At 72.5% G+C, this 17943-nt stretch carries 18 protein-coding genes; 13 read left to right on the top strand and 5 right to left on the bottom strand.

Annotated elements, in window-relative coordinates; translation table 11 throughout:
* Positions 1-10 precede the first annotated feature (10 nt).
* Positions 11-466, top strand: a complete 456-nt coding sequence (locus ACGFMP_RS35250) for a MarR family winged helix-turn-helix transcriptional regulator (protein WP_393677866.1) — start codon at positions 11-13, stop codon at positions 464-466.
* Between the two features lie 102 nt (positions 467-568).
* Here the strand turns inward: ACGFMP_RS35250 and ACGFMP_RS35255 are convergent, their stop codons facing one another.
* Positions 569-1684: a glycoside hydrolase family 19 protein gene (locus ACGFMP_RS35255; protein WP_393677868.1), complete on the bottom strand. Its 1116-nt coding sequence runs from the start codon at positions 1682-1684 to the stop codon at positions 569-571.
* A gap of 407 nt (positions 1685-2091) precedes the next feature.
* On the opposite strand from ACGFMP_RS35255, the gene ACGFMP_RS35260 reads away from it, so the two are divergent.
* Together ACGFMP_RS35260 and ACGFMP_RS35265 are read left to right on the top strand one after the other, a co-directional pair.
* A complete protein-coding gene (locus tag ACGFMP_RS35260) occupies positions 2092-2508 on the top strand; it encodes a contact-dependent growth inhibition system immunity protein (protein WP_393677870.1) in 417 nt (138 codons plus the stop codon).
* Between the two features lie 128 nt (positions 2509-2636).
* Positions 2637-4349 carry a TauD/TfdA family dioxygenase gene (locus ACGFMP_RS35265; RefSeq protein ID WP_393677871.1) on the top strand — a complete coding sequence of 571 codons (1713 nt, stop codon included), beginning with the start codon at positions 2637-2639 and terminating at the stop codon, positions 4347-4349.
* A gap of 285 nt (positions 4350-4634) precedes the next feature.
* Here the strand turns inward: ACGFMP_RS35265 and ACGFMP_RS35270 are convergent, their stop codons facing one another.
* Positions 4635-5405 (bottom strand): GntR family transcriptional regulator, encoded by a 771-nt coding sequence (locus ACGFMP_RS35270; RefSeq protein ID WP_393677873.1) that lies wholly within the window; start codon positions 5403-5405, stop codon positions 4635-4637.
* 271 nt (positions 5406-5676) lie between these two features.
* Between ACGFMP_RS35270 and ACGFMP_RS35275 the strand changes: the two genes are divergently transcribed.
* The 6 genes from ACGFMP_RS35275 to ACGFMP_RS35300 are packed head-to-tail and all read left to right on the top strand — an operon-like array spanning position 5677 to position 10925.
* A complete protein-coding gene (locus tag ACGFMP_RS35275; RefSeq protein ID WP_393677875.1) occupies positions 5677-6837 on the top strand; it encodes an ABC transporter substrate-binding protein in 1161 nt (386 codons plus the stop codon).
* 8 nt (positions 6838-6845) lie between these two features.
* Entirely contained in the window at positions 6846-7799 is a 954-nt protein-coding gene (locus tag ACGFMP_RS35280; RefSeq protein ID WP_393677877.1) for an ABC transporter permease, read from the top strand.
* A complete protein-coding gene (locus ACGFMP_RS35285) occupies positions 7787-8761 on the top strand; it encodes an ABC transporter permease (RefSeq protein WP_393677878.1) in 975 nt (324 codons plus the stop codon). The genes ACGFMP_RS35280 and ACGFMP_RS35285 overlap by 13 nt, the downstream gene beginning before the upstream one ends.
* Complete coding sequence (locus ACGFMP_RS35290; protein ID WP_393677880.1) at positions 8758-9849, top strand: ABC transporter ATP-binding protein; 1092 nt, start codon at positions 8758-8760, stop codon at positions 9847-9849. Before ACGFMP_RS35285 ends, ACGFMP_RS35290 begins: the two co-directional genes overlap by 4 nt.
* A 42-nt stretch (positions 9850-9891) precedes the next feature.
* Positions 9892-10578 carry an HAD family hydrolase gene (locus ACGFMP_RS35295; protein ID WP_393677882.1) on the top strand — a complete coding sequence of 229 codons (687 nt, stop codon included), beginning with the start codon at positions 9892-9894 and terminating at the stop codon, positions 10576-10578.
* A 26-nt stretch (positions 10579-10604) separates the two neighbouring features.
* The gene (locus ACGFMP_RS35300; protein WP_393677884.1) at positions 10605-10925 is read left to right on the top strand and encodes a DMT family transporter; all 321 of its coding nucleotides are present in this window, start codon (positions 10605-10607) and stop codon (positions 10923-10925) included.
* A 74-nt stretch (positions 10926-10999) separates the two neighbouring features.
* On the opposite strand, the gene ACGFMP_RS35305 is transcribed toward ACGFMP_RS35300, so the two are convergent.
* Positions 11000-11404 (bottom strand): nuclear transport factor 2 family protein, encoded by a 405-nt coding sequence (locus ACGFMP_RS35305; protein ID WP_393677886.1) that lies wholly within the window; start codon positions 11402-11404, stop codon positions 11000-11002.
* A 146-nt stretch (positions 11405-11550) separates the two neighbouring features.
* On the opposite strand from ACGFMP_RS35305, the gene ACGFMP_RS35310 reads away from it, so the two are divergent.
* Positions 11551-12588: a MerR family transcriptional regulator gene (locus ACGFMP_RS35310; protein ID WP_393677888.1), complete on the top strand. Its 1038-nt coding sequence runs from the start codon at positions 11551-11553 to the stop codon at positions 12586-12588.
* A gap of 119 nt (positions 12589-12707) precedes the next feature.
* Positions 12708-14795, top strand: coding sequence for a hypothetical protein (locus tag ACGFMP_RS35315; RefSeq protein WP_393677890.1), 2088 nt, complete (start codon positions 12708-12710; stop codon positions 14793-14795).
* Between the two features lie 84 nt (positions 14796-14879).
* On the opposite strand, the gene ACGFMP_RS35320 is transcribed toward ACGFMP_RS35315, so the two are convergent.
* Positions 14880-15593, bottom strand: a complete 714-nt coding sequence (locus tag ACGFMP_RS35320; protein ID WP_393677891.1) for a hypothetical protein — start codon at positions 15591-15593, stop codon at positions 14880-14882.
* Between the two features lie 95 nt (positions 15594-15688).
* Here ACGFMP_RS35320 and ACGFMP_RS35325 point away from each other — a divergent pair, with 95 nt between their 5' ends.
* Complete coding sequence (locus ACGFMP_RS35325) at positions 15689-16000, top strand: hypothetical protein (protein WP_393677893.1); 312 nt, start codon at positions 15689-15691, stop codon at positions 15998-16000.
* Between the two features lie 125 nt (positions 16001-16125).
* On the opposite strand, the gene ACGFMP_RS35330 is transcribed toward ACGFMP_RS35325, so the two are convergent.
* Positions 16126-17076, bottom strand: a complete 951-nt coding sequence (locus ACGFMP_RS35330; protein WP_393677895.1) for a hypothetical protein — start codon at positions 17074-17076, stop codon at positions 16126-16128.
* Between the two features lie 432 nt (positions 17077-17508).
* On the opposite strand from ACGFMP_RS35330, the gene ACGFMP_RS35335 reads away from it, so the two are divergent.
* A complete protein-coding gene (locus ACGFMP_RS35335) occupies positions 17509-17874 on the top strand; it encodes a hypothetical protein (RefSeq protein ID WP_393677897.1) in 366 nt (121 codons plus the stop codon).
* Positions 17875-17943: the final 69 nt, after the last annotated feature.

Consider the following 17943-nt stretch of genomic DNA (forward strand, 5'->3'; position numbering starts at 1 on the left):
GGACCCAGTGATGGAGACCCGGAGCAGCGACGTACTGGTCGACGACCTCTTCAGGACGACGGTGCGGCTGCGCACCTACGTCGACGCCCGACTTCGAGGCCACGGCCTGTCCGTGCCGCGGCTGCGGCTGCTGAGGGCGCTCGCCACCTCGACCGAGCCGCTGCGCATGCGGGACCTGGGCGAGGCGCTGAACGTCGCGGCCCGCACGGTCACCTCGCTGGTCGACGCGCTGGAGCGGGAGGGCCTGGTGGACCGGGTACGGCATCCCACCGACCGCAGGGCCTACCTGCTCGCCCTCACCGAGCTCGGCCGCGGCGTCCACGCCAGGGCCGAGGAGATCGACAGGAGCGCCCTGTCCACCGCGACCGCGGGCCTGGACGCGGGCCAGCGGGCACAACTGCTGGAGTTGCTCGGGGTGCTGTCGCGCTCCGTCCCCGACGCGCCGCCGGGCCCCCCGGGGGCATGACGGCGGCCGGCGCGCCGCCGGGAGCGCCCCTGAACGCCGCGAGGCGCCCCGCCCCCGTGGACGCGGGGGGCGGGACGCCTCAGCGGATCGTGGCCCGCGGCCTCAGCAGGAGAGGTTGCCGCCTGCCGGCACGCCCAATACGGACGTGAACTGCTGGTAGGCGTTGACGCGGCTCTGGACCTGGGCGGGGTTGCCGCCGTTGCACTCGATGCTGCCGTTGATGCTGCGGATGGTCTCACCGAAGCCGGCGCCGTTGACCATGGCGTTGTGGGGGGTCATCGTGCCGGGTCCCGACTGGGTGTTCCAGTACCACAGGCCGGTCTTCCAGGCGATCGCCGAGTCGGTCTGGACCAGGTTGGGGTTGTGCAGCAGGTCGATGCCCAACGAGTCGCCGGCCGCCTTGTAGTTGAAGTTCCAGCTGAGCTGGATGGGCCCGCGGCCGTAGTACGCCGACTGGCCCGCGGGGCAGCCGTAGGACTGGCTCGCGTCGCAGTAGTGCGGGTAGTTGGCGGTGTTCTGTTCCACGATGTAGACCAGGCCGCCGGTCTCGTGGCTGACGTTGGCGAGGAAGGCCGCGGCCTCCTGCTTCTTCACCGTGTCGCTGCCGGTGTTGGCGAAGCCGGGGTACGCGCTGAGCGCCGCGGTCAGGCCGGCGTAGGTGTAGAAGGAATTCCGGCCCGGGAACATCTGGTTGAACTGCGCCTCGCTGACCACGAATCCACCGGTCGGCGGGGTGGTGGAGCCGCCGGTGGTGCCGCCGGTCGTGCCGCCCGACCCGGAGCAGGTGTACGGGCTCCAGTACCAGGTGCTGATCGTCGGGTCGTAGCCCGGGTTGTCGTGGGTGGCGATGTAGTTTCGGCCGTTGGTGTACTGCACGATGTTGCCGGTGACGTAGGCGCGGCCCGCGACCCAGGCCGGGTAGCTGCAGCCGCCGGTCGACCCGCCGGTCGTGCCGCCCGTGCCGCCGGAACCTCCGGTACACGTGCCCTGGTCGGCCCACACGTCGGCGGCGCCGGGCGTCTCGCCCTGGGTCCACCACTTCGCGGACCAGTTGTGGCTGTTGTACGAGGCGGTCATGCCGCCGGTGTAGACCGAGGACGATTGCCACGCGGCGGCGCAGCCGGCCGCCGAGGCCGTGGACGACATCGGCACCAGGATCACCAGGCCGATGATGGCCGCGAGTGCGGCCAGGAACGCGGTGAGACGCTGTCTCGACACGTGACCACTCCTTATGGGGGTTGAGTGGGGTCGAGGCACACTCCAACGCATTGGTCTGGACCTGTCAAGGGTTCGGTCCGCACACCCCTCCCCAACTGGGCCGAAACCAGGGCGACTCCGCGCACCCCCGTGCGCTACGCTCGCGCCACAGCGTGGGGGTGCCCGGTGCGCAGGCAACGGATACTTCTTTCTGCAAAAAAGAAGACCCGGGTTCGAATCCCGGCGGTCTGGCCCCGGTCAGGCTGTGGTGCAGCGGCCCAGCACATTGTCTCCGTCGCCGACTCCGATCTCGGGCACCCTCCGCTGTCCCTGCACCGCTCCGCCGGCTCGGGGACGCCGCGCGAACCGCCCCCGCCCGCGCGTACCGCCCCCCGCGCGGGCAGCCCTGAGGGCCGACAATGCACCCCATGGAACACCTGCTCCACCTCGGGCGGACCCTCGACGAGCTGGACCCGCCGCACTGGCCTGCCCCGCCCGCCGACTCGACCCGGCTGGTCCGCACCGTCCACCGGCTGCGCTCCGTACCGCTGGGCGAGCTCAGCCCCGCGGACCTGCGCACCCTCATCACCCAGCGGGTCGCCCTGCCCCTCGTACTGCCTCTCGCGGTACGCCTGCTGCTCGACGAGCCGCTGCTGGAGGCCTACTTCTACGAGGGCGACCTGCTGCTCGCGGCCGTCGGAGCCCCCGCCTCGGCCTGGGCGCTGCTCCCGGAACCGGCCGCCTGCCTGCGCGGGGTGATCACCGCCTTGCCGGACACGGCCCTCGCCGAGCTCCCCCGTGGCGCCGCGGCGGACGTCATCGGCTTCGCCGGACAGGCCGGGTGACCCGCGGCGCCGCGTGCCGCTCGGCGCGTCTTCTCCCCGCCGTCACCTGCCGGTGGCCTTCTCCTCACCCATGGCGCCCAAAGTTGGCTATACAACTTTGCCGACCGTGACCACCGAGGAAGCACGCCATGACGGCACGACCCGCGGCCGAAGCCGCCGCACCCCACCTGCCCGCACCCCACCTGCCCACACCGGATCTGCCCGCACGGGACCTGTCCGCGCTGGTCACGGCCCTGCCGCCGGCCTGGCTGCGGGACAACTGCCCCTGCGCCGAGTGCCGCGACCCGCGCTCCGGCCAGAAGCTCTTCCAGATCACCGACCTGCCGCGCGGCCTGTCCGTGGGCGAGGCCGTCGCGACGGAGATCGCCGGGGAACCCGCAGTGGAGGTCCTGTGGGCCCCCGACGGCCACCGCTCGCCCTTCACCTCTGGCTGGCTGGACGCCAACCGCCCGGTGGACTCCGCGCTCACCGCGGACCGGCGGACCGAGACGGGCAAGGAGCTGTGGACCGCGGCGGACCTCGCAGGCCGGATACCGCGCGCCCGCTGGGCCGACTACCTGGCGGACCCCATCCAGCGGACGCGCATGCTCGACGCGGTACAGCGGCTGGGCTTCGCCCTGCTGCACGAGGTGCCCCGGCAGGAGGGCCAGGTGCTCGCCGTCGCCGCGACCTTCGGCCACGTCCGGGAGACCAACTACGGCAGGCTCTTCGACGTCAGGGTCGAACCCGACCCCAACAACCTGGCCTTCACCTCGGCGCGGATCACCCCGCACACCGACAACCCCTACCGCGACCCGGTCCCCACCCTGCAGTTGCTGCACTGCCTGGAGAACTCCGCGACCGGCGGCGACTCGGGGCTCGTCGACGGCTTCGCGGCCGCGGCGGCCCTGCGGACGCAGGACCCGGAGTCCTTCGCGGTCCTGACCCGCACCCCGGTCCCCTTCGTCTTCCGCGACGACCGCACGGAATTGCGCGCGGACCGCCCGCTGATCGAGGTGGACCCGCGCGGACGCATCCGCGAGGTCCGCTTCAACAACCGGTCGATCGGCACCCTGCGGCTCCCGCCCGCCGAGCTGGAGGCCTTCTACGCCGCCTACCGCAGCTTCGCCGAGCTGCTGCTCAGGCCCGGCCTCCAGCTGGACTTCCGGCTCGCGCCGGGCGACTGCCTGATCTTCGACAACACCCGGCTGCTGCACGCCCGTACCGCCTTCGCGCAGGACGGATTCCGGCACCTCCAGGGCGCGTACGCCGATCTCGACGGCCTTGCCGGCTCCCTCGCCGTCCTGCGCCGGACGCAGGCGGTGGGCTCGCTTGACCCGCTGGCCGAGCTGCTGAACGGCCCCGGCGCGGCGGAGTACCTGGGCGAGGAGGTCACCATGGCCGAGCACATGCTCCAGGCCGGGGCGCTCGCCGAGGCCGCGGGCGCGCCCGCGCACCTGGTGGCCGCCGCGCTGCTGCATGACACGGGCCACTTCACCGGCTCCGCGGGCGAGGGCGCGGACGGCGCCGACCACCGGCACGGGCACGCGGGCGCCGACCTGCTCTCCCGCTGGTTCGGTCCCGAGGTCACCGAGCCGGTACGCCTGCACGTGGCCGCGAAGCGCTACCTCTGCACCGTGGAGCCCGGCTACCGGGCCGGCCTGTCCGCGGCCTCGGAGCACACCCTCCGGCTGCAGGGCGGACCGATGACCGAGGCCGAGGCCGCGGCCTTCGCCGCCCTGCCGCAGGCGGCCGACGCGGTGGCCGTCCGCCGCTGGGACGAGCAGGCCAAGGAACCCACCGCGACCACACCGGACTTCGCCCACTTCCTGCCCCTGCTCACCCGTCTCCTGCACGGCTGACGCGGGGGTCACCGCCCCGTGGCGCGGGGCCGTACCCGCCGCGGCGATGCCCGGCACCGCGCGGGCGCGGCGGCGTAGCCACCGGCCGTACGGCGTATCCGCGACCGGCCACACGAAAGCCGCACGGCGTATCCGCGACCGGCCACACGAAGGCCGCACCCCCGCCCACGCGGCGGCCGCGCAAGCCGCACCCCCGCCCGCGCGGCGGCCGCGCAAGCCGCACCCCCGCAAGCCGCACGCCGCGCCCGGCGCAGGTGCGCCCCCGCCCCGCCGCCGCTCGGCGGGTCAGTGGGGGCGGCGGTGGCGGCGGGAAAGTGCCGAGGTGGCCAGCGAGTTGTGCACCGTGAAGGCGACGGTGCCGTGCAGATACCGGTCCTCGGACCATTCGACGGGTGCGCCCACCGGGTCGGTGGTGCGGCGCCGTTCGCGCAGCAGCGCTTCGCCCGCGCGGCATCCCAGCAGCCGCGCGTCGTCGGCGTCGGCCAGCACCAGGTCGATGGTGTGGTCGGCGTCGGCGAACACCACGCCCTGCTCCTGGAGCGGCTCGGTGTGGGAGACGGCGTCCGCGGGTATCCGGGCCACCAGCTCCCCGACCCACACGGGGTAGACGCTGCGCTCCACCATCACCGGCCGGCCCGACAGCGTACGCACCCGCAGGACGACGACGACCTCCGCGCCGGGGTCGAGCCGCAGCTGCTCGCACTCCCGGGCCTCGGCAGGGCGCCTTTCCAGGCGCTCCACCCGGCCGCCGGGGTCCTCGCCCACCGAGCGGGCCCAGTTGGTGAAGCTCAGCAGTTCGGAGAAGCTCTGCACCCGCGTGGTGCCGAGCACCACACGCCGGGTCCCGCGCCTGGAGGTGACCAGGCCGTCGGCGCGCAGGGCCGCGAGGGCCTGCCGGATGGTGCCGCGGGAGACGCCGTACCGCTCGGCCAGCGCGCTCTCGGCGGGCAGCTTGCCGCCCGAGCCGTAGGCGCCCGCGGCTATGGCCTCACGGAGGTCCGCCGCGACGGTGCGGTAGAGCGTGCCCTTCGCCGGCTCGGCCCTGTCGTCCCGCAACGTCCCTCCTCGGTCTGCGCACCACGGTCCGGCCTCGCCGCCCCGCTGGACCCTATCCGCTCTCCCGCACCAGGCGTCGCCCGCGGCGGACCGCGGCCCGCGGGCGGACTCGGACATTCCACCGCCATCCCCCTGAAGTCGCCGGATCGTTCACCTGCCGGTCACCGGCGCCGGGCGTACTGGCAAAAGTTGTACAGCCAACCTCGGCACTCCGGCGGCGGGTCGTCCCACCGTCCCCCGCCGCCCGCACGTCGCTTCCCAGGAGAATCCCGTGACTGTCCCCCGTGTCCGAGTCGCCGCCATGGCTGCCGGACTCACCGCCGCCGCACTCGCCATGACCGCCTGCGGCTCCTCCTCGTCCTCCAACGGCTCCGCCCCGGCCGCCGGCGGCGGCAAGAACGCCGCGACCGCCGCCTCCGCGGCGGACTTCGGCGGCATGACCGCGCTGATCGCCGCCGCCAAGAAGGAGGGAACCCTCAACGGCATCGCGCTCCCGCCGGACTGGGCGAACTACGGCGCGATCATCGCCGCCTTCGAGAAGAAGTACGGGATCAAGGTCGCCGACGAGAACCCGGACGGCGCCAGCCAGGACGAGATCACCGCGATCACCTCACGCAAGGGCCAGAACCGCGCCCCCGACGTGGTCGACCTGGGCAACTCCTTCGCCCTGAAGGCGGCCGCGCAGGGCATCCTCGCCCCGTACAAGGTCGCCTCGTGGGACGACATCCCGGCCGCGCAGAAGGACGCGGGCGGCCTGCGCTACGACGACTACGGCGGCTACGTCTCCATCGGCTGCGACGCCAAGGCCGTCAAGGTCTGCCCGACCACCTTCGCCGACCTGCTCAAGCCCGACTACAAGGGCAAGGTCGCGATGAACGGCGACCCCACCAAGTCGGGTTCCGCGTTCGGCGGCGTCTTCGCGGCCGCGCTGGCAGGCGGCGGCTCGCTGGACAACATCCAGCCCGGCCTGGACTTCTTCCACAAGCTCAAGGCGAACGGCAACTTCAACCCGGTCGAGTCCACCCCGGCGACCGTCGAGAAGGGCGAGACGCCGATCAGCATCGACTGGGACTACCTGAACGCCGGCTACGCCAAGGAGTTCGCGGGCAAGGGCGTCGACTGGAAGGTCGCCGTACCGGCGGACGGCCAGTACGCCCAGTACTACAGCCAGGCGATCAACAAGTACGCCCCGCACCCGGCGGCCGCCCGCCTGTGGGAGGAGTTCCTCTACAGCAACGAGGGCCAGAACCTGTGGCTCCAGGGCTTCTCCCGCCCCGCCGAGATGCCGGCCATGGCGCAGAAGGGCACCCTGGACAAGGACGCCGCCGCGAAGCTCCCCGCGGTCACCGGCAGCCCCACCTTCCCGACCACCGCCCAGGTCGACGCCGCCCAGCAGACCGTGCTGGCCGGCTGGGCCAAGGCCGTGAGCTGACCGGCACCATGACCACGGCTCCCGCCGCGGCCCCCTCGCCCGCCGCCGGCCCCTCCTCGCAGAGGGCCGGCGGCGGCACGGCTGCCGCACCCGCACCGCCCGGGGCCCGGCCCCGCCGCCGGCCGCGCGCCGCAGGATGGCTCGCCGTCCTGCCCCTGATCGTCTTCGTCCTCGTCGTCTTCGGGCTGCCCGCCTTCGCCATCGTCACCAACGCCTTCAAGACCTCGCCGGGCGCGCCCGGCGGCCGGCACTGGACCACGGACAACCTCAGCCAGTCGGTGCACGGCGCCTACCTCACCGCGCTGTGGGGCAGCGTCAAGCTGTCCGCGCTCACCGCGGCCATCGGCGTGCTGCTCGGACTGCCGCTCGCCCACGCCGTCGTGACCTCGCGCTTCCGCGCGCTGCGCGAAGGGGTGCTCGCCGCCTCCGGCGTCCTGGCGAACTTCGGCGGAGTGCCGCTGGCCTTCGCGTTCGTCGCCACCCTCGGCAATTCCGGCGAGCTGACCCGCGCCTTCGACCTGGGCAAGCACGGGTGGAGCCTGTACTCCTTCACCGGCCTCACCGTGGTCTACCTGTACTTCCTGGTGCCGCTGATGGTGCTCACCATCACCCCGGCGCTCGACGGCCTGCGCTCCCAGTTGCGCGAGGCCGCCCAGAACAACGGCGCGACCACCCGCCAGTACTGGCTGCACGTCGCGCTGCCCATCCTCGCGCCCTCGCTGATCGGCGGATTCGTGCTGCTCTTCGGCAGCGCCTTCGCCGCGTACGCCACCGCGGCCGCGATCGTCGGCAGCTCCGTACCGCTGATCACCCTCCAGATCGCCAACGCGCTGTCGGGCAACGTCCTGGCCGGCCAGGGCAACGTGGCGCTGGCGCTGAGCCTCGACATGATCGTGATCGCCGGTGTGGTGATGGCCCTGTACATCCCCCTCCAGCGCAGGAGCGCACGATGGCTGCACTGACCCCGCCCGCAGGCACCGCCGCGCAACCGGCCCGACAGCCGGCCCGACAGCCGTCCGTACGCCGCCGCCGTCCGCGGCTGTGGCGCGGCGCCGTCGCACTGATCGCCGTGCTCTACTTCCTCGGCCCGATGCTGGCCTCGGTCATCTTCACCGTGGACGTGCCGGGCCAGGGCTTCACCCTCGACTCCTACAGCGGCATCCTCGGCGCCGAGGGATTCGGGAGCAGCCTGCGGCTGACCCTCGAACTCGCCGCCGCCACCATCGCGGTGACCATGCTGCTGCTGGTCCCCGCACTGGTCGCGGTGCGGCTGACCGCCCCCCGGCTGCGGGTCCTGGTGGAGGTGCTCTGCTCGCTGCCGCTCGTGGTGCCCGCGGTGGCGCTGACGGCGGGGATCAGCTCGGTGCTCCAGTGGGGCCCAGACGACTTCGCCGACACCCCGCTCTTCGAGACCTTCAACACCATCCAGAACCCGTCCTTCCCCGTCGTCCTGCTGCTCGCCTACGTGCTGATGGCGCTGCCGCTCGCCTACCGCACGCTGGACGCGGGTCTGCGCGGCCTGGACCTCGGCACCCTGGTGGAGGCCGCCCGCAACTGCGGGGCGAGCTGGCCGCGCGCGGTCGTCCAGGTCGTCCTGCCCAACCTGCGCGGCGCCCTGCTGAACACCGGCTTCCTCACGCTGGCCCTGGTGCTCGGCGAGTACACCGTCGCGTCGATCCTCGGGTACCAGCCGTTCGCGGTGTGGATCGTCTCCATCGGCGGCAGCGACGCGCAGATGTCGGTCTCGGTGTCGGTGCTCAGCCTCGTCCTCACCTGGGTCCTGCTGCTGCTGCTCGCCGCCGCGGGCCGCGGCCCCTCGGCCCGCACCCCGCGCGCAAGCCGCGGGGCCCGCACGACCTTCGGGGCCCGCGGGGCCCGTACGCGCCCGGCCGCCCCGGCGCCCACCGTCCAGGAGAAGTCATGACCGCGACCACCGTAGAAGCGTCCGCGTCCACCCGCGGGGCCGGCAGCGCCACCGTGGAATTCCGCGGGCTGTACCGAAGGTTCGGCGCCACGGTGGCGCTCGACGGCCTTGACCTCACCGCCAGGCCGGGCGAACTGCTCGCCCTGCTGGGCCCGTCCGGCTGCGGCAAGACCACCGCGCTGCGCATGCTGGCCGGCTTCGAGCACCAGGACGCGGGCGAGGTGCTGGTCGACGGCGAGGACATCACCCGCGTGCCCGCCCACCGGCGCGGCGCGGGCATGGTCTTCCAGTCCTACAGCCTCTTCCCGCACCTGACCGCGGCGGGCAACGTCGCCTTCGGCATGCGGATGAAGGGCGCGGGCAAGGCGGAACGGCTCCGCAGGTCCGCGGAGTTGCTGGACCTCGTGGGTCTGGCGGGACTCGCCGACCGGTTCCCCCACCAGATGTCCGGCGGCCAGCAGCAGCGCGTCGCACTGGCCCGCGCGCTGGCGCTCGAACCCCGGGTGCTGCTGCTCGACGAGCCGCTGTCCGCGCTCGACGCCAAGGTCCGGCTGACGCTGCGCGAGGAGATCCGCCGCCTCCAGCAGGAGTTGGGGATCACCACCCTCTTCGTGACGCACGACCAGGAGGAGGCGCTGTCGATGGCCGACCGGGTGGCCGTGCTGCGGGCCGGACGGCTGGAACAGGTCGCGGCACCCGCCGAGTTGTACGCCCGCCCGGCCACGGCGTTCGTCGCCGAGTTCGTCGGCACCATGAGCCGCATCCCGGCGGTCAGGACCGGGGAGGGCCCGCAGGTCGAGGTGCTGGGGCTGCGGCTCCCCGTGCAGGGCGAACTGCCCCCGTCCGGCGAGCTTGACGCCCTGGTCAGGCCCGAGGCGGTACGGGTCGCCGCCGATCCGCGCGGCGCCGCCACGGTGATCGCCGCCTCCTTCCTCGGCGCGATCACCCGCATCACCGTACGGCTGCCTGACGGCACCGAGGTCAAGGCCGACATGCCCACCGAGGCCGCCGCCGCCCTGCCGCTCGGATCCCCGGCCGCGCTCACCCTGCCGGAACGCCCCGTCCTGGTGGACCGCAGGGCCGTCTGACCCGCCGCCCCCACCCAACCCCCCAGTCCAGGAAGGGCATTCGTGCACTCCCGTATCACCCCGGTCGTCCCGGCCCGCCCCGCCGCCGTCCTCTTCGACATGGACGGCACCCTCGTCGACACCGAGGATCTGTGGTGGCGGGCCGTCACCGAGATCGCCGGCCGGCTGGGGTACGGGCTGACCGACGCCGACCTGCCGGACGTGCTCGGCCGCCCGGTCGCACACACCGCCGGGTACCTGCACCGCACCGCGGACCCCGCGGTGCCGGAGGCGGAGATCGCCCGAGCGCTCGACGGCGCCTTCTCCGCACGCGTGGCGGACGACGTACGGCCGCGGCCCGGCGCGCTGCGGCTGCTGGCCGAGCTGAAGGCGGCCCAGGTGCCCGCCGCCCTGGTCACGGCCTCCCCCCGGCGGGTCGTGGACCTGGTGCTGCGGACGCTGGGGGCGGGCTGGTTCGCGCTCACCGTGGCGGCCGAGGACACCGCCCGTACCAAGCCGGAACCCGATCCCTACCTCGCCGCGGCGGCCCGCCTCGGGGTCCCGCCCGGGGACTGCGTCGCCGTGGAGGACAGCCCCCTCGGCCTGTCCTCCGCGCGGGCGGCCGGCTGCCACGTGGTGGCGGTGCCCTCCACCGTGCCGATCCGCCGGGCGCCCGGGGTGCTGGTGGTCGGCAGCCTGGAGGAGGTCGACCTCGCGCTCCTCGCCACGCTCAGCGCCGCCGGGGTCTGAGCCCGCCCACCTCCCACGGAGTCACCTTGCCCTACGTGCTTCTCGGCCTCGCCATCGTCTCCGAGGTCTGCGCCACCAGCTGCCTCAAACTCACCGACGGCTACACCCGGCTGCTGCCCACGATCGCCGTGGTGGCCGGGTACGTGGTCTCCTTCGTGCTGCTGGGCCGGGCACTGACCCGGATCCCGGTGTCCGTGGCCTACGCCGTCTGGTCGGGGGTCGGCACCGCCGCCGTCGCCGCGATCGGGGCGGCGGCCTTCGGCGAGTCGCTGGGCTGGTTCCAGTGGGCGGGCATCGCCTTGATCATCGCCGGCGTCGTGGCCCTGAACATCCACCACGCCCACTGACCCCCTCCCGGCGCCGGGCGGCCCGCCGCCCCGCGCCACCCGCTCGGTGCCTGCTGCCTGGTGCCCGCCACGTCCTACGTGCCGGGCAGCGGCTGCACGGTCAGGTGGTAGTCCTGCAGGATGCGGCCGTCGGCGTCCAGCAGCAGGAAGACCCGGGCGGCCCAGGCCACCTCGCCGGCCTGCGGGCCGCCTGCGTACTCCAGCCGGATGGTGAGCACCACGATGTCGCCGTGCACGGTGACGTGCCCGTCGTGCGAGACGCGGTAGTCGCCGGAGCCGACGAACAGTCCGTAGGCTTCCGCGACCCGGTCCACCAGCCCGTCGTGGCCGCGGAACTGCGCGCCCTCGACGTACTCGACGCCGTCCCCGGCCCAGAGCCGTACGACGTCGTCCCTGCGTACCTTCGCGTCGGGCTCACTCCAGACAGCGACGTAGCGCTGCACGATCCGGTCGACGTCCGTGGCGGTCGTCTGCTGCATGGCGGGTCAACTCCCCTTGCTCGGTGGACGTTCGGCCGGAGGTCCGGTCCGGCCGTGCGCACCAGGCTGCGGGCGGCCCTCGCGGGAGGGGCAAGGGGCTGCGCACCGGCGGACCCTCCCCCAGGGGGAGGGCCCACAATCGGGGGGTGACGAGCCACCTGTCCATCGGCGACTTCTCGCGCGCCACCCACATGACCGTGAAGACACTCCGCCACTACCACGAACTCGGCCTGCTGGAGCCGGCGGACGTCGACCCGCGGACCGGCTACCGGCGCTACTCCGCGGACCAGATCCCCACGGCCCAGGTGGTGCGCCGCTTCCGCGACCTCGGGATGCCCCTGGAGGAGATCAGGACCGTCCTGGCCGCATCCGACGTGGAGTCCCGCAACCGGCAGATCAGCGCGCACCTGCGCCGGCTGGAGGACGAACTCGGCCGCACCCGGCGCTCGGTGGCGGCACTGCGGGACCTGCTCACCGCGCCCGCACCCGGGCGCGCACCCGCGATCGAGCTGCGCGGCGTCGGGAAGGTCCAGGCCGCCGCGGTCACCGCGACGGTCGGGGCGCAGGACGTCGGCGACTGGTTCCAGGGCGCCCTCGGTGAGCTGTTCGCGACCGTGGCGAGCCAGGGGCTGCGCGAGACCGGCCCCGCGGGCGGCATCTTCGCCGACGAGCTGTTCACCCTGCACCGGGGCCGGGCGACGGTCTTCCTCCCCTGCGAAGGCCCCGTCCGGGCGCTGGGCCGGGTGGTGCCGCTCCTCGTGCCGCCGGGGGAGTTCGCCGTGATCGAGCACCGCGGCCCGACCTCCGGAATCGACGCGGCCTACGGCACGCTGGCCGCGTACGTCTCCCGCCACGCGCTGGCCGTCGACGGCCCGATGCGCGAGTCCTACCTGGTGGGCCGGCACCAGACGCCGGACAGCGCCCTGTGGCGTACCGAGGTCTGCTGGCCGGTCTTCCGCACCCGCGGCCCCGACCGCGACGCCGCGGGCGACGCGGGCGACGCGGGCGACGCGGGCGACGCGGGCAACGCGGGCAACGCGGGCAACGCGGGCAACGCGGGCAACGCGGGCAACGCGGGCAACGCGGGCAACGCGGGCAACGCGGGCAACGCGGGCGACGCGGGCAACGCGGGCGACGCGGGCGACAAGGACCCGTCGGACCCGGCGCGGAAGAGGCGCGGCTGACCGGTCCGCGGACCCGGAGTCCGCCCCCCGTGGAACCGGACCGCCGTGTGGCATCCTCTCTGCCAGTACGGCGCCGTCCACGGCAAAGCGGTGCATCCGCAACGGGGAGGTACGGACACGTGGGTGAGTTCTCGGGCATAGACTCCGCAGCCCTTCAGGGGATGACGGACTCCTTCAAGAAGGACAAGGACCACCTGCGGGACCGCGCGTCGTCCTACAAGTCGCAGTTCTCCGGCTACGGGCTCGACACCTCGTCGCTCACCGAACTCGTCGGCATCTGCGGCTGGATGGACGACCAGATGCCGATGCTGACGCGCCGCCACCACCTGGCGATCGCCGCGGACAAGCCGTACCCGGGCCAGAAAGGCATGGTCTCGATCGACGAGAGCATGGTCGGCACCACCGCCCAGTCGCAGCAGGGCGGTAAGGCTCTCGCCGACCAGTTCGACAAGGCGCTCGACGACGGCAAGGATCCGGACGAGAACCTGTTCGCCGCGCTCAAGGCGCACGCCGACGACCCGGACTTCCTCAAGGCCTTCTACGACCAGCTCGGCCCGCGACGGCTGATGCAGCTGACCAACGACCAGGCGGACAACAACTTCTACGGCCGCTACGGCGACCATCCCGACCAGGCCAAGGCGGACCGCGACATCCTCGCCCAGACCTTCGGCACCTACACCAAGGTGGCGTTCGAGGGGCAGACCACGGAGCAGAAGCAGGCCGGCTGGAACAAGTGGTTCGACAAGACGCAGCTGCCCCACCAGGGCTTCCGCGCCGACTACATCACCAGCCTGCTGCCCGGCGGCTCCCAGGACAAGGACTTCCTCGTCGCCCTCGGCGACCGCGTCTTCGACGACAAGGACAGCAACCGCAGCGGCTCGCAGTTCATGCGCGGCGGCGGCACCGACAAGAACGTCTACGCCGACGACCACTACACGCAGCTGTTCGACGCCCTGGCCGCCAACCCCGAGGCCTCCGGGGAGTGGATGGACCACAACTACGACACGATGCAGGTCATCATCTACCCGCACGGCCCCTGGGACCTAGGCCAACCGCCCTCCCGCGCGCAGGCGTTCGCGAACGTGATGAAGGCGGGCACCATCGATCTGAAGGCCACCGACCGGCCGCTCGCCGAGAAGCTCACCGGCCGCATCATGATGGACAACTACCGCCATCAGAACGGCGAGATGAAGGACATCCACACCTACGACCCGATCGACGTCTACTACGGCCAGTTGATCACCGCCGACTGGAGCGACATGGTCTACGGGATCACCTCGCCGGTCGGCAACACCCTGTGGGGCGCCGACGCCACGGAAGGCGGCTTCACCGAGAAGATGTCGCAGTGGGACCAGAAGGCCTTCCTGGCCGGCCAGGACCCCGGCCGGCCAGGCCTCGAGGTGGGCGGCCCGCTGTGGCAGGCGCTGCTCAACGAGTCCGCGCGCAACCCACGGACCGCAGGCGAGCTGAGCACGCTCTTCGACTCCTTCAGAACCCAGATCACCAACGAGGTGGGCAGCGCCGAGACGGACACCGACGAGCACGCGCAGGACTACCGCATGATGGAGAGCGGTCTGATGATGAAGGCCTACAGCCAGGCCTTCGAGTACGCCAAGACCTCCATGAAGGACGACGCAGACAAGTGGGCCGAGGGCGTCAACGCCGCGCGTACGAAGCTCATCGGGGACGCCACGAAGCTGGTGGTGGCGGGCGCGACCGGCGGGACCACGGCCATCACCGAGCTCGGAACCGAGACGGCCGGTGAACTGGGCGGCACCGCCCAGGACCTGCTCGTGGACTTCATCGCCAGCGGGATCAAGGTCAAACCCGAGGACGCCCCCGGCGACCTCGCGGCCAAGTACAAGAAGATCAACGACGCCCAGCTGGACACCTCCTGGCAGCACAACTACCAGTCGGCCGCCAACGCGCAGCTCACCGGCGGCGGCTTCAGCCCCAAAGTGACCGCACCGGTCACCATCCACCCGCGCAACGGCCAGGCGATCACGTACACGGGTGACCCGAAGACCTACATCAAGGCGCCGGAGGACAACTTCCTCACCGAAACCGGGGAGGCGATGAGCATCGACGACATGACCACTCGCCAGCGCACCGCCTACAACGCCTGGCTGATGGACCCCGCGATCGTCAACCACGTGGACTCGCGCGGCTTCACGCAGCTGGAGCAGTTCCAGCACCTCCAGGACTAGGTCCCGAGTGCCGGCGAAGGCCGCCGAAGCACGCCGAAGGCCGCCCGTCAGGTCAACGGGCGTCGCCCGGCGCGTCGTTCGGGCTCAGGACTTCTTCGGTTCGATCGTCAGGGCGTCGAGGAAGGCCCGCAGGCCCGCGGCGGCATCGTGGTCGACGACGGTCTTGCCGTCGCGCGCCGGGGTGTAGGTGACGTCGACCGCCTTGTCCTGCCAGGCGCAGATCGTGATCGACACGCCGTGCGTGGAGGGGTCGGCACACTGGATCTTGCCGCCGGCCTTGCCCGCCGGGTACTCGCGCATGCCGCTCAGGTCGTCGACGCCCAGCAGCGACTCCGTGAAGCTGTCGGATCCGGGTCCGAAGCGGACGCCGTCGTCCGAGGTGAAGTCCGGGGGGTCGAGGCTGACCGAGACCATCGCAGCCGTCCCGTCAGGGGCGGCATAGGTGATCCTCGCCCCTCCCGCCTTGGACGGGTCGAGGTTGTCGCCGTCGAGGCCCTTCCACAGGGAGTCCTCCGGCTTCGTCACCTGCGTGTACTTCCCGTACGCCTTCGGGATCACCGCCGTGTGCTTCACCGGCTCACCGTCACCGCCGTGCGCGGCGATCACCCACGCCGTGATGCCCCCCGCGACGACCACCGCCGCGGCCACCATGCCGAAGGTCCGGCGGCGGTGGCGGCTGCGTTCGCGGTGCTCGCGGTCGGGAACAGTGATGGGCGTGAAGGCGATGGCGTCATCGGATCCGCGCTGCGCGGCCGCGCCCTCGGCGTCCGCCTTGTCCCCTGTGGCGTTGTCGGTCACGGCAACCTCCTGGAAAGCGGCTGGGGTTATGGTAATTGCGGCGGGAAGCGTGCGCACGGAGTGGACAGCGGACGACACACTACGGGGGTAGTGACATGGGCGGCTCAGCCGAAGCGACGGTACCCAACCCGGCGATCGCCGACCTGAAGAGTCTCAAGGCGCGACTCATCGGCGAACTCGCGACGCTCAACGACACGCTGAAGACCACCAGTTCGGACATGGGCGGCAAGAAGGTGTGGGTCGGGCCGGCCGCCGACACCTGGACCACGGAGGTCGACGGGCGCCGCACCCGCATCCTGCAACTGCTGGGCAAGCTGGTGCCGATCATCGACGCCGAGATCGGGACCCTCCCGGAGAAGGTCACTCCGATCGACGCCAAGCTCTACAACATGGACCGGGGCCGCTGACCTCGCGGGTGGTGTCACTGGCAGGGGCGCCGTCACCGCCACTGGCACCGGCTTCGCAAGGCAACCCGGGCAGTGGCGGCCTCGCCACCCGTATCGCAAGGCCGCCACCATCCGCGTCGGACTGCCTAGGCCAGATAGTGGATGGTGCCGCGCAGGGCGGCCTCGCTGCTGCCGCAGTGCTGGACAAAGGTCGCGGCCAGGGCGGTGACCGCGCCGTCGGGGTCGACGGCGAGTTTGGTCACGGTCAGTTCGCCATTGGCGTCGCAGCCGCGGCCGTCACCGAAGAAGTCCAGCCGCGCGATTCCGGCGCCGCTCAGCTCCGAGGTGGAGTACGTCTTCCCCGCGGTGAGCGTCTCACCGGCGGGCGGTGCGATGAGCGCCGTCCAGTCGTCCCGCTTGCCGGAGACCGAGTAGGTGAGCACTCCGTCGGCCTTGCCGGTGAGGCCGAAGGTGCTGTTGGCACCGCGGTAGCCGGCCGACTGCCCCTGCCCGATGTAGTCCTCGGCGTCGCCGCTGTACGCGAAGGACCAGGGGTACGCCTGGTACTTGACCGTGCCCTTGAGCGCGGGCCCGGTCGGCGTGCACCGCTGGGTGTAACTCGCGTCCAGCATGGTGACGTCGCCGGTGGCCGGGTCGGTCGCGATCTGGTCGATGCTGAACTGCCCGTAGAGGTTGCTGCACGCGCGCCCGTCGCCGAAGACGAACAGGCCAGGGGCATGCCCGGTCCGTATCGGTGCCTCCTCCGCCTTGGTGTACACCCCCGGGCGCAGGACGTCGCCGCGGGGCGCGGCCAGCCAGACCGTCCAGTTCTCGTCGGCCCGCGACACGCTCACCTGGAGTGAGTCCGCGGTTCCGGCGATGCTGATCGCCGAGTCGGCCGGCGTGTACGAGCTCGCGGCGCCCCCGCCCACGTAGTCACCCGCCGCGCTGGTGAAGCTGTACGACGTCACCGGCTTCGGTAAGCCCGGCCCGGCCGCCTGAGCGGGCGCGGCCGCCGTACTCAGCAGGCCGATCACCGAACCCACCCCGACCACACCGCCCATGAGAGCGCGGCGCCACCCCTGTCGCTTGAACATCAAGGCTTCCTTTCCATCACGGGTTCCGGCCGCCGGACGGGATCATCCGAACGGCCATCAGCAGACTGCCCTCGCCCGCCACCTCTAGAACATGCATTCGGAAGTGGAGTGCCGGGTTCACCTCGGGCGTCGGCGGGACGGGCCGTCCAGGACTCGCCACATTTGCAAGGACCGACGGCCCGTGCGTCGCCGACACTTCGCCGCCGGGTGCCGCCGGGTGCCGCCTGCGGAGACGTGCGGGCCCGGCTCCTCCACCCGCACGGTTCAGCAACGCGTTCGGCGGCAACGGCTTCCCACCCAACCGCGCCGGACACGGGCGATTGCCGAACACCGGCGGGGGAAAGCGGCGTTCATCGAAGTGATCGCCGACAGCCGGCCGGACACCCGCTGCCCGGACGCAGCCCCGGCCCAACCAGCAGAAGTGGGAACCCCATGAGAATCTTCGGCCGTGAACCCGCCCTCTGGATCGCCCTCATCGGCGTCGCCGTCAAGCTCTCGACGGCCTTCGGCCTCGACCTGTCGGACGGCCAGCAGGCGACGGTCAACGCGGTGGCGGTGGCGGTGGCCGGTCTGCTCGTGGCCTTGTCCACGCACGACGGCATAGCCGCCGCCGCGCTCGGTCTGCTCCAGGCGGGCATCGCGCTGGCGGTGGGCTTCGGTCTGCACTGGGCGCCGGAGCAGCAGGCGACCGTCATGAGCTTCGCGGCCGCCCTCGCGGCGATGTGGACCCGCACCCAGGTGACCGCACCGGTCCCGGCGACGCCGAAGCCGACCGCTGCGCCTGCCCGTAAGGGGTGACGCCGCCACGGCGCGCTCGCCCTGCGGTCCGCCCCTCGCGCGCCCGCCCACCTGCTCGCCGCCGGCCCG

The organism is Streptomyces sp. NPDC049040 (assembly GCF_043197715.1).
Taxonomy (GTDB): Bacteria; Actinomycetota; Actinomycetes; order Streptomycetales; family Streptomycetaceae; genus Actinacidiphila.